Here is a 13,667-nt window from a genome sequence, read left to right on the forward strand (position 1 = left end):
CTGCCCATTCAAACCGAATCCTTCAACACTGCACGGAATGAAAACCATGAAAGACAGACCTTGAACCCCTACAACATCGGACATTTCTAACGAGCCGCACAGCGGACATTTCAAAATGGCCTCGACAAATTCGAATTTGGAGATCGAGTCATTATTTCCGCATTTCGTCGAACGCCGGCGCGCATCGCCGCAGTCGAGCCATTTCCAAATTCTCGTAACGAGTTTAGAAAAGCAGCCAGAGAAGTCCGACTTTAGATTTAATGATCGGAATCAATGACCTGAGGACTTTACGTACGCTGCCGCACATTGTGCGCGGCTAGTAGGGAATATTTTTCATTACGGTTGTAGCGCAAAAAAACGAATGGAATTTGGGCTATGGACACCCTGACAGACGTGCGTGGGCACACTGAGATTAACCGGATCCGAATCGACCAAAGCGTCGCCCTGAAATCTTTTGACGACGTAATTCCCCAGGAGACGATCGCCGAAATCAACCAGTTCATCGACCATTTATTTGACACGACCGCTCCGCGCTCGCAATCCGGCGCGAAGATTGCCGGGATGCTGCGTGGCGTTCAGGCCTTTCGCGAACTCGAGCAGTCGATCTGCGCGAATGCGCGCGCGATGGCCGCCAGGATCGGGCAGACAAACTTACCGGCCGAGCCGTTCCACGTACTGCGTTGCGCGAGCAAGGCTTCGCTGGCGGAGAGCCACTGCCGCCACTACGACTCGCACCTGCTGACGCTGCTGATTCCGCTTCAGCTCGCACCCGACGGCGTTCACAACGGCGATCTCGTGATGTATTGCAAACCGCGCCTGTCGGTCACGACGCTGACCAACGTGATCTGCAAGATGCGGCATGGTTTCCTGCATAGCCTGCCGCTCAGTTGGCGCAGCTGGCATACCCTGCATGATCTGCGTGTGGGCAACTGCAAGCGCATTCCGGTCAAACCGGGCAGCGTCTACGAATTCAACGGCTTTGCGCTTCAGCATGCGAACCTCGACGTACAGAACGGGCAGCGGCGCACGCTCCTGATTCACTACTACGACCCCGGTCACTCGCTCGGCCTGAGCGGCGTGCTGCGGCGCGGGCGTATCGGCTGAGGTCCGCCTCGCAAGGCTGGAATCGCCACCTTTCCTTGCCGGTATCGCAGGCGCACATCGTAAGTTCTACTGCATCGGACAGCAGGCGTCCGCATGCGGGATCGCAATGCACAAATGCACACCGGCGCACAGCACGCCGCTGCTGCGCGCGCCGGCCACGTCACTGCCCTATCGCCCCGTCGAAGCAAGCCGATTTCACTTTGCTTTTAATCCGGCATAGACTGAATCCAGACTTTTTCCGTAAGACGCTTTCTTCGCACTTGCCGTGACCGTTGCCGTGCGCGGCGACGGATGTTTTTGTCGTGCTCCGCGAGCCGATGGCGGTCCGACCGGTTCGTGCCTAATCAACACTGAAAAGGGACGACTCATCATGGCCGATACCGGTTACATGGCACGCAAAACCATCGCTGAGATCGTCGCCAGCGCCGACGTCGAAGAAGGCCGTCATCTGTCCAAAACGCTGGGCGCGACGAGTATCACCGCGATGGGCATCGGCGCGATCATCGGCGCCGGCATCTTCGTGCTGACGGGGACCGCCGCCGCGCAGTTCGCGGGGCCGGCCATCACGCTGTCGTTCATCCTGGGCGGCATCGCGTGCGCGTTCGTCGGCCTGTGCTATTCGGAGCTCGCGGCGATGCTGCCCGTGTGCGGCAGCAGCTACACGTACACGTATGCGACGCTCGGCGAAATCTTTGCGTGGATCATCGGCTGGGATCTGATCCTCGAGTACGCGATGGGCGCCGCGACCGTCGCGGTCGGCTGGTCCGGCTATATCGTGAGCCTGTTGCGCAACGTCGGTATCGACATCCCAGCTACCCTCGCCGCCGCCCCCGGCACCGTCGTCAAACTGGCCGATGGCTCGACGGTCACCGGCGTGATCAACCTGCCGGCGGTGGTGATCATCGCAATCCTGACCACGTTGCTCGTGTTGGGGACCAAGGAATCGGCGCGCCTGAACAACGTGATGGTCGCGGTCAAGCTGACCGTGGTGGTCGCGTTCATCGCGATCGGCGTGTTTTTCATCAAGCCGGAACACTGGCATCCGTTCATTCCTGCCAACACCGGCCAGTTCGGCAGTTTCGGCATGAGCGGCATTCTGCGCGGCTCGGCCGTGGTGTTCTTCGCGTTCATCGGCTTCGATGCGGTGTCGACCGCCGCGCAGGAGGCGCGACAGCCGCAGCGCGACATGCCGATCGGCATTCTCGGCTCGCTGGTGATTTGCACGGTGCTGTACATCCTCGTTGCCGCCGTGCTGACCGGCCTCGTTCCGTACACCGAGCTGAACGTTCCCGATCCGATCGCCAAGGGCGTCGACACGATCGGGCTCACGTGGTTCGCGATACTGATCAAAATCGGCGCGTTGACGGGGCTGACCACCGTCATACTCGTGCTGCTCTATGGACAAAGCCGCATCTTCTTCACGATGTCGCAGGACGGTCTGTTGCCGCACTTTTTCGCGAAGGTGCATCTGCGTCTGCACACACCTTATCTGAGCCAGATCCTGATCGGCACGGTCGTCGCGATCGTCTCGGCGCTGACGCCGATCGGCGTACTCGGCGAGATGGTCAGCATCGGCACGCTGTTCGCGTTCGTGCTCGTGTGCGGCGCGGTGATCTATCTGCGGCGCAGCGACTCCGAGGCGGCGCGTCCATTCCGGGCACCCGGCGTACCGGTCGTGCCAGTGCTCGGCATCCTGTTCTGCCTGCTGCTGATGGTCGGCCTGCCGCTCGTCACGTGGCTGCGTCTCGTCGTGTGGCTCGTGATCGGCATGACGATTTATCTGTCATACGGCCGCAATCATTCGGTGTTGCGCCATCCGGAGCGCAAGCGTACGTGACTGTTATTCAGTGACAATTGCATGCCTTTAAATAGCCGCGATTACCGGATGGCAATTGACATGTAATTGACGATTGCCATTCAACCTGCCGGTCTCTTTGGACATGCGCGCTGCGTCTCTATCCGGCGATCCACGTGGTGCCGCGTTTGCGAGCGCGAAGCCTGGTCCTGCTCGCGACACCAAGAATAAATTGACAAGCCACCCAGACACGGTAGGATCAACGGAAATATTTTTCCGCGCATTAACGCGCCCACACTCGTTCCCAATAGTTAATTCGACCGCAAACCGGTAAAACCGTCACCGATCTCACGCGCAAAAAAGACTGCCTTGATCAAAGGAGTTTCGCTTGCTTTGCTCCGCATTCCGCCTGCGTAGTCGTGCCGTATCGCTGCTTGTTACCGGTTTGCCGCTCCTGCTTGCCGCCTGCAACGACCGGTCGCAGCCTCCCACCGCCGCGTCGATGCCGCCGCCGGTTCCCGTGCTGGTCGAAACGGTTTCCACCACCCCTGTCGCCGATGTGGTCGAGTTGCCGGGCCGCATCGAGGCCGTGCGCACCGCCGAGATTCGCGCGCGCGTCGATGGCATCGTCGAGCGCACGCTCTATCAGGAAGGCACGGACCTGCCGGCCAACGCCCCGCTCTTCCAGATCGACGCGAGCGACTATCGCGCGCAGTTGCAGCAGGCGCAGGCCGCGCTCGCGCGCGCGACCGCCGTGCGAGACAACGCGGCGTCGGTCGTGGAGCGGTTCAAGCCGCTCGTCGGCCGTCATGCGGTCAGCGCGCAGGAATACGACGCCGCGCTCGCGACGATGCAGCAGGCGCAGGCCAATGTCTCCGATGCGCAAGCGGCGGTTGCGCTTGCGCAACTGCGGCTGGATCGCTGCATCATACGCACGCCGATCGCCGGGCGCGCGGGCCGCGCGCTCGTCACCGAAGGCGCGCTCGTCAGCGCGGGCGCGGCAACGCTGCTCACGCAAGTCAATCAGCTGACGCCGATCAACGCGGTGTTCACGCAGTCGAATACCGTGATGCTCGATGTCGAGCAGCAGATCCAGTCGGGCGCGCGCAAGCCGACCAGCATGAAGCACGTCGAGGTGCAACTGATCCTCGCCAACGGCCAGGTCTACAACGAGCGCGGTTTTCTCGACTTCGCCGATCTCGTCATCGATCCGTCGACCGGCACGCAGACGGTGCGCGCGCGCTTCGCGAATCCGGACCGCACGCTGTTGCCGGGGCAGTTCGTGCGCGGGCGCATCATCGCGGCGGGCACGCTGCAGGGCATCCGTATTCCCGAGCGGGCGGTGCAACTCGACAACGGCGTTGCGAGCGTCGCGCTGGTCGCCGACGACGGCACCGTGGTTCGCCGCAACATCGATCTAGGCGAACAGGGCGAAGGACGCTGGACCGTGCGCGGTGGCCTGAAGCCCGGCGAGCGCCTGATCGTCGACGGCTGGCAGAAGGTGCAACCGGGTCAGCACGTCGACGCGCGGCCCGCGCCCGATGCTTCGCCAGCGGCGCAGCCGGCCGCGCCCCCCGCCCCCGCTTCTGCCGCGCACTGACGGGCGGGCCGATGAATCGATTCTTCGTCGCCCGGCCGGTTTTCGCGTGGGTCATAGCCCTGTTCATCGTGCTGTTCGGCGCGATCGCGCTCGCGCTGTTGCCGGTCGAGCAGTACCCCGACGTCGCCCCGCCGTCGCTCAGCATCGCCGCGGTGTACAGCGGCGCCGACGCGAACACGCTCGAGCGTACCGTCACGTCGATCGTCGAAGACGAGATGAACGGCATCGACAATTTCCTGTACATGTCGTCGGTGAGCCGCTCGAACGGCACGATGCAGATCACCGTGGTGCTGAAGCCCGGCACCGATCTCGACGTCGCGCGCAGCCAGGTGCAGGACCGTCTGAGCCGCGTCGAGCCGCGCCTGCCGCTCGAAGTCCGGCAGGTCGGTGTGCGCGTGACGAAGGCGTCGTCGGGCTTTCTGATGCTGCTTGCGTTGCAGGCGACCGACAGCTCCACCAGCGCCGTCGCGATGGGCAACTTCGCGACGAACAACATCGTCAACGAGTTGCGCCGGATCGACGGCGTCGGCGACGTGCAGCTGTTCGGCTCGTCGTACGCGATGCGAATCTGGATCGATCCGCGCAAGCTCGCGGGCTTTGGTCTGTCGGCAAGCGAGGTGCTGCAGGCGATCCAGGAACAGAACAGCCAGACCGCCGGCGGCGGCCTCGGCGATCAGCCGATCGCGCCGGGCTCCGAATTCACCGCGCAGATCGTCACGCAAAGCCGCTTCACCACGCCCGAGCAGTTCCGCGAGATCATCGTGCGCGCGAATCCGGATGGCTCGACCGTGCGGGTGGGCGACGTCGCGCGCGTCGAACTCGGCAACGACAGCTATGGCAACCGGCTCACCGTCAACGGCAAGGCGTCGGCCGGCATCGCGATTCAGCTCGCCAGCGGCGCGAATGCGCTCGCGGTCGCCAACGCGGTGCGCCAGCGCATGCGCGAATTACAGCCGATCTTCCCGCGCGGCGTCACGTGGACCGTGCCGTTCGATACCACGCCGTTCATCACGACCTCGGTGCAGGGCGTGATCCGCACGATGGTCGAAGCGCTGCTGCTCGTGACGGTCGTGGTGTTCCTGTTCCTGCAGGACTGGCGCGCGACCGTGATCCCGACGATCGTCGTGCCGATCGCGCTGATCGGCACCTGCGCGGGGCTCTATCTGTTCGGGCTGTCGATCAACATTCTGTCGCTGTTCGGCATGGTGGTCGCGATCGGTATCCTCAACGACGACGCGATCGTCGTCGTCGAAAACGTCGCGCGCATCATGCGCGAGGAAGGGCTCGGCGCGCCGCGCGCAACCGTCAAAGCGATCGGGCAGATATCGGGAGCGGCGATCGCGAGTACGCTGGTGCTCGTCGCGGTGTTCATTCCGATGGCGTTTTTTCCCGGCTCGACGGGCGGCATCTACCGGCAGTTTTCGGTCACGCTGGCGGTGTCGATCCTGCTGTCGACGGTGCTGGCGCTGACACTCGGCGCGGCGTTGTGCGCGGCGATGTTGCGCAGCGAGGCGGCGGCCAAGCAACGGCCGAAGAACCCGGCGTCACGTCTGCTGCACGGCGTATTCGGCGGCTTCAATCGCGGGCTCGACGCGGGCACCACGCGCTATATCGGCGGCGTCGATGCGATGCTGCGCGCGCCGCTGCGCTGGCTGCTGGTGTTCGTCGCGGCCTGCGCGATCACCGCGTTTTTCTTCACGCGGCTGCCGACCGGCTTTCTGCCGACCGAGGACCAGGGATACATATTCGTCACCTATACCGGGCCGCCGGGTTCGACCGACCAGCGCACGCAGCGTGCGATCGATCAGGTCGAGGCGTTCTTGCGAACGCAGCCGCAGGTGCGCAACGTCGCGTCCGTGACGGGCTTCAGCTTCTTCGGCCAGGGGCAATCGGCTGCGCTGTCGTTCGTCGATCTGAAGCCATGGGACGAGCGCTCGGGCGAGGAAAATTCGGCGAGCGCGCTGGTGCGTCGCGCGAATGCCGCGTTCCGGCAGATTCCCGAGGCGATCATTTTTGCGCTCGATCCTCCGCCGATTCCGTCGCTCGGCACCGCGACTGGCTTCACGATGAAGATCCAGGATCGTAGCGGCGTCGGCGGCGAAGCGCTGCAACAGGCCGCGCGGCGCATGATGATCGAGGCGTCGCAAAGCCCTCTTCTTGCGGGCGTGCGCGCCGAGGGCATGCCGGAGGCGCCGCAGCTGTATGTCGAGATCGATCGCGTGAAGGCGCGCGCGCTCGGTCTGCAGATCGGTCAGGTGAACCAGGCGCTCGCGCTGACGTTCGGTTCGAACTACGTGAACGACTTCGTGTTCGAGGGCAACGTGCTGCGCGTGCTGTTGCAGGCTGACGCCGAGCAACGCATGCGCGCCGAGGACGTGAGCGCGCTGCGCCTGCGCAACAACCGCGGCGAGATGGTGCCGTTCTCGGCGTTCTCGCACGTGCGCTGGATTTCCGGGCCGCAGCAACTCGAACGCTATAACGGCTTTCCGTCCGCGACGCTGTCTGGGCAGGCCGCGCCCGGCCGTTCGAGCGGCGCGGCGATCGCCGAGATGGAACGCATCGCGTCGCACGTGTTGACCGGCAGCCTGAGCTACGAATGGACCGGCACTGCGTTCGAGGAAAAACAGGCGAGCGGACAGATCGGCATGCTGCTGGGATTGTCGCTCGTCGTCGTGTTCCTGCTGCTCGCGGCGCTGTACGAGAGCTGGGCGATTCCGGTCGCGGTGTTGCTGATCATCCCGTTCGGCGTGATCGGCGCGGTACTGCTGACGATGCTGCGCGGACTGTCAGCGGACGTGTACTTCAACATCGGCCTCGTGACGATCATCGGCCTTGCCGCGAAGAACGCGATTCTGATCGTCGAGTTCGCGATCAAGGAGGAAGCCGAAGGAAAGGATGCGCTGGCCGCTGCGAAGAACGGCGCACAGCAGCGTCTGCGCCCTATTCTGATGACGAGCGTCACGTTCGTGTTGGGCATGCTGCCGCTCGTGCTCGCGACCGGTGCGGGCGCTGCGAGCCGGCGTGCGGTCGGCACCGGCGTGATGGGCAGCATGCTGACCGCGACGATGTTCGGCATCTTCTTTACGCCGCTGTTCTACGTGGCCGCGCGTCGCTGGCTGAGCCGCAAGAAGCGCAGCATCGATCTCGACGATGACGATCGGCCGACGGCCACGCCGGGCGAATTGGGTGGAGGGCAGCGCGATGCCTAAGAGCCTTCATCCGAGCCTTCATCGGTGCCTTCATCAGCGCCTGCTGCTGCCCCTCTTCTGCTGCTCGCTCGCCGCCTGCAACTTTGCGCCGAAGTATCAGCAGCCCTCGCTGCCGATCGCCGATCATTTCGATACGACGGAGACCGTCAATCCGGCCGCCGCGCATCTGGCAAGCGAAGTCGACTGGCAGACCTTCTTCGCCGATCCGCGACTGAAGCTGCTGATCGAGGCCGCGCTCGGGCACAACCGCGATCTCGCCGCGTCGATCGCGCGCATCGAGCAGGCGCGCGCGTTCTATCGCATCCAGAACGCCGCGCGTTTGCCGCAGGTCAATGCGAACGCGGGTGCGACCCGCACGAAGGCGCCGCTCGGTTCGATCGACCCCGAGTTCGACAACACGGACATCTCGGTCCAGTTCAACCAGTACAACGTGCAGGCCGCGGTGACGTCGTTCGAACTCGACTTCTGGGGGCGCGTGCGCAATACCAGCGAAGCGGCGCGGCGCCGGTATCTGGCCACCGTCGACGCGCAGCACGCGTTCCGTTTGTCGCTGATCGGCAATGTCGCGTCGAACTACTACGCGATCCGTTCGGGGGAAGAAGGCATCGCGCTCGCGCAACGGACGCTCGACAGTCGGCGCTACGCGCTGGAAGTCGCGAAGATGCGGCTCGATGCGGGCGTCACGTCGATGGTCGATTACGACCAGGCCGCCATTCTCGTCACGCAGGCGCAGACGCAGCTCGCGGAGCTGCAACGAACCACCGCGCAGCAGCGCAATCTGCTCGAGGTGCTGATCGGCGGGCCGCTGAACGAGGCGCTACCGCAAGCGCCGCCGATCGCCGACGCCGCGCAGTTCCGCGAACTCGATGCGGGCCTGCCCTCCGCGTTGCTGATCGACCGGCCGGACATCCAGCAGGCCGAGCAGCAGCTGCGCGCGGCCAATGCCGACATCGGCGCCGCTCGCGCGGACTTTTTCCCGCGCATCGCGCTGACGGGCAGCTTCGGTTATGTGTCGCCGGAACTCGGGGATCTGTTCGTGCCGGCCAAGCAGGCGTGGTCGTTCGGCGCGCTGGTCGGCATGCCGATCTTCGATGCGGGACAGCGCCAGGCGCAACTCGCGCAGGCGCGCGCGCGGCGCGACGAACTGGTCGCCGACTATCAGCGCACGGTGCAGAACGCGTTTCGCGAGGTCTCCGATGCATTGGTCGCACGGCAACGCTACAAGGAGCAGATCGCGGCGCAGGAACAGGCGGTGCAGGCGCAGCGGCAGCTCGCCGAAACGGCGGAGCTGCGTTACGAAAACGGGATCTCGATCTATCTGGAGGTAGTGGATGCGCGACGCAATCAGTTTGCCGCCGAGCAGCAATTGATCCAGCTTCGGGCGACAGCGTTGCAGAATGGCGTGTCGCTTTACGTCGCGTTGGGGGGCGGACCCGACGAGCCGCCGAACGTATCGCAAAGCACGTCTCACGCGGATGGGGTCCAGCCGTCCAACTGAGGCACGCGCGCTGCATCAGCGCGTCGTGCCCGCCGCCGGCATTGCACCGGCGGGTTCTACTCATCAGCCAAGCGTCACGTCGACCGACGCCTGTTCGCCATCGCGCACCACGGTGACGGACACGCTTTCGTCCGCCTGCGCGATCATGCGGCGCAGCTGCTCGACGCCGCGAATCACCTTGCCGTCGACGGCAACGATGATGTCGCCCGCCTGAATGCCTGCCTCGGCGGCCGGACCGGTGGCCTGCTGCACCACCACGCCGCCCGGCAGCTGCGCTTGCTGCAGTTCGTCGCGGCTCAGCGGACGCACGGCGACGCCCAGACGCGGACGGTTCTGCTGCTGCGGTTGCTCCTGCTGCTCTTCGCGCGGCTGGGCCGACGCCATGTCCTGCGCTTGCTGCGCGCCTACCGTCACCGACAGCTTGTTTTCGCTGCCGTTGCGCCACACGCTGATCGTCGCTTTGCTGCCCGGCGACAGTTGCGCAACCTGACCGACCAATTCCCTGGTGTTATCGATATGCTTGCCATTCACGCCGACGATCACGTCGCCCTGGCGCAGACCGGCTGCGTGCGCGGGACCATTCGGATCGACGGAGCCGACCAGTGCGCCGCCCGTCGAGTCGAGGCCGAGCGCCTTCGCCTTGTCAGCGCTGAGCGGCTGCACGGCCACGCCGATGCGGCCGCGAGTCACGTGACCAGTGCTCACGAGCTGGTCTTTCACATGCATCGCCGCATCGATCGGAATCGCGAACGACAGACCCTGGAAGCCGCCAGTGCGGGAGTAGATCATCGAGTTGATGCCGATCACTTCGCCATTCAGATTGAACAGGGGACCGCCCGAGTTGCCCGGATTGACCGGCACGTCGGTCTGGATGAACGGGATCGGGCTGTCGTCGGACATCGAGCGCGATTTCGCGCTGATGATGCCCGAAGTCACCGTGCTGTCGAAGCCGTACGGCGAGCCGATGGCCACGACCCATTCGCCGACCTTGCTGCTGTCCGGGTTGCCGATCTTCACGGTCGGTAGATTGTTCGCGTCGATCTTGACGACGGCGACGTCGGTGGTCTTGTCCTTGCCGATCACCCGGGCGCGGAATTCACGGCCGTCGGTGAGCTTCACGCTCACGCTGGTCGCGCCGTCGACGACGTGATTGTTGGTCAGGATGTACCCGTCCTGGCTGATGATGAAGCCCGAGCCGAGCGCTTCGCCGCCGCTCTTGCGTTGACCGTTCTCGTCGATCGACGCGGCTGCCTTGACGCCGATATGCACGACCGCCGGACCATAGCGCGTGACGATGCTGGAGAAGTCCGGTGCCGACGAGCGCGAGCCGACGATATCCGCCGCCGCGTGCAGCGACGACGTCGGGCCCTGCGTGTCGCTCACGGACGCATCGGCATTGCGATGGCTGAGCGCATACGCGCCGCCAAAGGCGAGTACTACGCAAATCGCAGCGCTACCGCTCCAGTATTTTTTCGTGGTCATAGTCAAGGGAATATTGCCGAAAATTTCGAGATGGATGCGTAATGTAGTGGCCTCCTCTTAAACAAGGCTTAAAGATGGTGCTCGATCAGAACGGGCGAAGAAGCCTTGATTTATGGGCTATTTGCGCGTGCGCGCTTGCGGCCACCGTTGCCCGTGCATCTGTCGCGCGACGTGAGCATGAATTCACGTGTGGTTTGTCGTGTCCGACCGGTGATTTCCCCAGGATTGACCCCGCCGAAACCGGTTCCGATAATAGCCATATCGTGGACTTGATATCCACCATGTGGACATGAAGTTCTTTGAGCACACTTCGCGAGGAATTTCCGCATGCCAGAGGCTAATCAATCCGCCTTGACGCCGTACCAACTGCCGTTCCCGAAGGAAGCGCAAAAGGAAATCGTCGTGCCCTTCGCGATTCCGACCGACGAACGCGTGTGGGTCCCGCAGGCCGAAAACGTGTCGTTCCGTCCGCTATGTCTGAATGCGTCGCAGGGATACTGGATGAATCTGCTGCGCGTGCGCCGCTCGGGTGTGCTGAGCCGCCATCGTCATCCGCAGGCCGTGCACGGCATGGTGCTCAAGGGCCGCTGGCGCTATCTCGAACATGACTGGGTCGCGACCGAAGGCAGCTACGTGTACGAGCCGCCGGGCGAAACGCATACCTTATATGTGCCCGAAGACGTCGAGGAAATGATCACGTACTTCCAGGTCAACGGCGTGATGTTCTATTGCGATCCGTACGGCAACTACACCGGCTACGAAGACGTGTTCACGAAGATCGACATGTGCCGCAAGCACTACACGGCGGTCGGGCTCGGCGAAGACTACGTCGACCAGTTCATCCGGTAAACAACACGCCCAACGACTCTGCAATACCCGGAGTCACAGCAACACCATCCCGACACAGCAGGACCCATTGCGCAGGAGACAAGCATGCTTCAGAAGTCGCAACGTCTGAAACGTATCCAGGTGGTCGCCGTCGTCTTCCTGACGGTTGCGGGCATCGTCAATTATCTCGACCGCAGCACGCTGTCGATCGCGAATCATCTGGTCAGCGAGGAATTGCATCTGTCGGCTTCACAGATGGGGTTACTGCTGTCCGCATTCTCGTTGTCGTATGCGTTCGCTCAGTTGCCGGTCGGCGCACTGCTGGACCGTTTCGGTTCGCGCGTGATGCTCGGCCTCGGCATGCTCGTATGGTCGATCGCCCAGGTCGCGGGCGGCTTCATCCAGACGCTCAATCACTTCCTGAGCGCGCGCGTCGTGCTCGGCATCGCCGAGGCGCCGTTGTTTCCGGCTGGCGCGAAAGTCGTCAGCGAATGGTTCGCGGTACGCGAGCGCGGCACGCCGATCGGCACCTTCATCTCGTCATCCACCATCGCGCCGATGATCGCGCCCCCGCTGCTCACGGTGCTGATGCTGGCCTTCGGATGGCGAACGATGTTCGTCATCATGGGCGTGATCGGCATTATCGTCGCGCTCGCGTGGTACGTCGTCTATCGCAATCGCAGCGAAATCGCGCTGACCGAAGCCGAAACCGCGCATCTGAACGAAGGCGCGACCGCCCAGGAAAACCCGCAGGGCCTCAGCTGGTCCGAATGGGGCGCGCTGTTCAAGCTGCGCAATACGTGGGGCATGATCTTCGGCTTCATGGGCGTGATCTACATGGTGTGGCTCTATCTGACCTGGCTGCCCGGCTATCTCGAGCGCGAGCGTCATCTGAGCATCGCGCATACCGGCTGGCTGGTCGCGATTCCCTATGTGTTCGGCACGATCGGCATGGCGAGCAGCGGCGTGATCGCCGACTATCTGTTGAAGCGCGGCATGGCGCCGATCCGCAGCCGCAAATGGCCGCTGTGTATCGGCCTCGTCGGCGCGGCCGCGTTCACGGTGCCGGCCGCCTACACGCCGAGCACGACGCTCGCGATCGTCTACGTGTCGCTCGCGATGCTGTTCGTGAACCTGTCGAGCGGCAGCGCATGGGCGCTCGTCAGCGTCGCCGCGCCGCGCCACCTGGTCGCGTCGCTCGGCAGCATGCAGAACTTCGGCGGCTATCTGGGCGGCTCGTTCGCGCCTGTGATCACGGGCATCGTCGTCGATCAGACGCATTCGTTCGTCAACGCGCTGCTGATCAGCGCGGCGGTTGCGTTCGCGGCGGCGTTCGTCTATCTGTTCGTCGTCAAGGAAGTGGCGCCCGCGCCGCTCGCGAGTTCGATCGAGACCCAACCCACCTGACGCGGCTTCTCACATGACATTCCAGAATCAGCTACTCGAAGGCAAGACCGCGCTCGTGACCGGCGGCTTGTCCGGCATCGGCGCGGCAATCGCCAACGCGCTCGCGCAACTCGGGGCGCAGACGATCGCGGCCGGTTTGCCGCTGCCCGCAGGCGCACCCGATACGCTCGAACGCGAGATCCCGCGCGTCACGCTGGACGTGCGCTCGGCGGACGCCGTGAGCGCAGCGGTTAACGCGTTCGAGCGTCTCGACATCGTGGTCAATTGCGCGGGCGTGATCAGCCGCGCCGAAGAACATCGGCTCGACGTGTTCGAACGCGTGATGGATATCAATCTGAACGGCACGATGCGGGTGTGCGCGGCCGCGCGCGACTTGCTGAAGGCGTCGGCGGGCTGCATCGTGAATACGGCGTCGATGCTGAGTTTTTTCGGCGGCGGACTTGTGCCCGCCTATAGCGCGAGCAAGGGCGGGGTGGCGCAGCTAACGAAGTCGCTGGCCATCGCGTATGCGGCCGACGGCATTCGCGTGAATGCGGTTGCGCCGGGCTGGATCGCAACGCCGCTCACGCAGGCGTTGCAGGACGACGATGGCCGCTCGCAGGCGATCCTCGAACGGACACCGCTGCGTCGCTGGGGCACGCCGGCAGAAGTCGCGCAGGTCGCGGTGTTCCTCTGCACGCCGGCGGCGTCGTTCATGACGGGCGCGATCGTGCCGGTCGACGGCGGGTATCTCGTCGCGTGAGC

9 protein-coding genes are annotated in these 13,667 nt (G+C 64.0%); 8 read left to right on the plus strand and 1 reads right to left on the minus strand.

What is annotated here, in order from left to right; all coding sequences use genetic code 11:
- Window positions 1–375: 375 nt before the first annotated feature.
- The 5 genes from VSR82_RS27710 (at window position 376) to VSR82_RS27730 (ending at window position 9,206) form a co-directional block, all read left to right on the plus strand.
- Window positions 376–1,104, plus strand: coding sequence for a hypothetical protein (locus tag VSR82_RS27710; RefSeq protein WP_368583565.1), 729 nt, complete (start codon window positions 376–378; stop codon window positions 1,102–1,104).
- 370 nt (window positions 1,105–1,474) lie between these two features.
- Window positions 1,475–2,941 (plus strand): amino acid permease, encoded by a 1,467-nt coding sequence (locus VSR82_RS27715; protein ID WP_368583566.1) that lies wholly within the window; start codon window positions 1,475–1,477, stop codon window positions 2,939–2,941.
- A 346-nt stretch (window positions 2,942–3,287) separates the two neighbouring features.
- Complete coding sequence (locus tag VSR82_RS27720; RefSeq protein WP_429455470.1) at window positions 3,288–4,499, plus strand: efflux RND transporter periplasmic adaptor subunit; 1,212 nt, start codon at window positions 3,288–3,290, stop codon at window positions 4,497–4,499.
- 11 nt (window positions 4,500–4,510) lie between these two features.
- A complete protein-coding gene (locus tag VSR82_RS27725; protein ID WP_429455471.1) occupies window positions 4,511–7,708 on the plus strand; it encodes a multidrug efflux RND transporter permease subunit in 3,198 nt (1,065 codons plus the stop codon).
- Window positions 7,701–9,206 (plus strand): efflux transporter outer membrane subunit, encoded by a 1,506-nt coding sequence (locus VSR82_RS27730; RefSeq protein WP_429455472.1) that lies wholly within the window; start codon window positions 7,701–7,703, stop codon window positions 9,204–9,206. The genes VSR82_RS27725 and VSR82_RS27730 overlap by 8 nt, the downstream gene beginning before the upstream one ends.
- A 63-nt stretch (window positions 9,207–9,269) precedes the next feature.
- Here the strand turns inward: VSR82_RS27730 and VSR82_RS27735 are convergent, their stop codons facing one another.
- The gene (locus VSR82_RS27735; RefSeq protein WP_368583570.1) at window positions 9,270–10,688 is read right to left on the minus strand and encodes a Do family serine endopeptidase; all 1,419 of its coding nucleotides are present in this window, start codon (window positions 10,686–10,688) and stop codon (window positions 9,270–9,272) included.
- 327 nt (window positions 10,689–11,015) lie between these two features.
- Between VSR82_RS27735 and VSR82_RS27740 the strand changes: the two genes are divergently transcribed.
- From VSR82_RS27740 to VSR82_RS27750, 3 genes are all read left to right on the plus strand, one after another.
- Window positions 11,016–11,537 (plus strand): 2,4'-dihydroxyacetophenone dioxygenase family protein, encoded by a 522-nt coding sequence (locus tag VSR82_RS27740; RefSeq protein WP_429455473.1) that lies wholly within the window; start codon window positions 11,016–11,018, stop codon window positions 11,535–11,537.
- Between the two features lie 84 nt (window positions 11,538–11,621).
- Window positions 11,622–12,923: an MFS transporter gene (locus tag VSR82_RS27745; RefSeq protein WP_429455474.1), complete on the plus strand. Its 1,302-nt coding sequence runs from the start codon at window positions 11,622–11,624 to the stop codon at window positions 12,921–12,923.
- A 13-nt stretch (window positions 12,924–12,936) separates the two neighbouring features.
- Window positions 12,937–13,665 carry an SDR family NAD(P)-dependent oxidoreductase gene (locus VSR82_RS27750; RefSeq protein ID WP_429455475.1) on the plus strand — a complete coding sequence of 243 codons (729 nt, stop codon included), beginning with the start codon at window positions 12,937–12,939 and terminating at the stop codon, window positions 13,663–13,665.
- Window positions 13,666–13,667: the final 2 nt, after the last annotated feature.

This window comes from Burkholderia sp. JPY481 (assembly GCF_038900515.1).
In the GTDB taxonomy this organism is placed as follows: Bacteria; Pseudomonadota; Gammaproteobacteria; order Burkholderiales; family Burkholderiaceae; genus Paraburkholderia; species Paraburkholderia youngii.

Coding starts and splice junctions, on each gene's coding strand:
- VSR82_RS27710 (WP_368583565.1), top strand. CDS start 376: ATGGACACCCTGACAGACGTGCGTGGGCACACTGAGATTAACCGGATC.
- VSR82_RS27715 (WP_368583566.1), top strand. CDS start 1,475: ATGGCCGATACCGGTTACATGGCACGCAAAACCATCGCTGAGATCGTC.
- VSR82_RS27725 (WP_429455471.1), top strand. CDS start 4,511: ATGAATCGATTCTTCGTCGCCCGGCCGGTTTTCGCGTGGGTCATAGCC.
- VSR82_RS27730 (WP_429455472.1), top strand. CDS start 7,701: ATGCCTAAGAGCCTTCATCCGAGCCTTCATCGGTGCCTTCATCAGCGC.
- VSR82_RS27735 (WP_368583570.1), bottom strand. CDS start 10,688: ATGACCACGAAAAAATACTGGAGCGGTAGCGCTGCGATTTGCGTAGTA.
- VSR82_RS27740 (WP_429455473.1), top strand. CDS start 11,016: ATGCCAGAGGCTAATCAATCCGCCTTGACGCCGTACCAACTGCCGTTC.
- VSR82_RS27745 (WP_429455474.1), top strand. CDS start 11,622: ATGCTTCAGAAGTCGCAACGTCTGAAACGTATCCAGGTGGTCGCCGTC.
- VSR82_RS27750 (WP_429455475.1), top strand. CDS start 12,937: ATGACATTCCAGAATCAGCTACTCGAAGGCAAGACCGCGCTCGTGACC.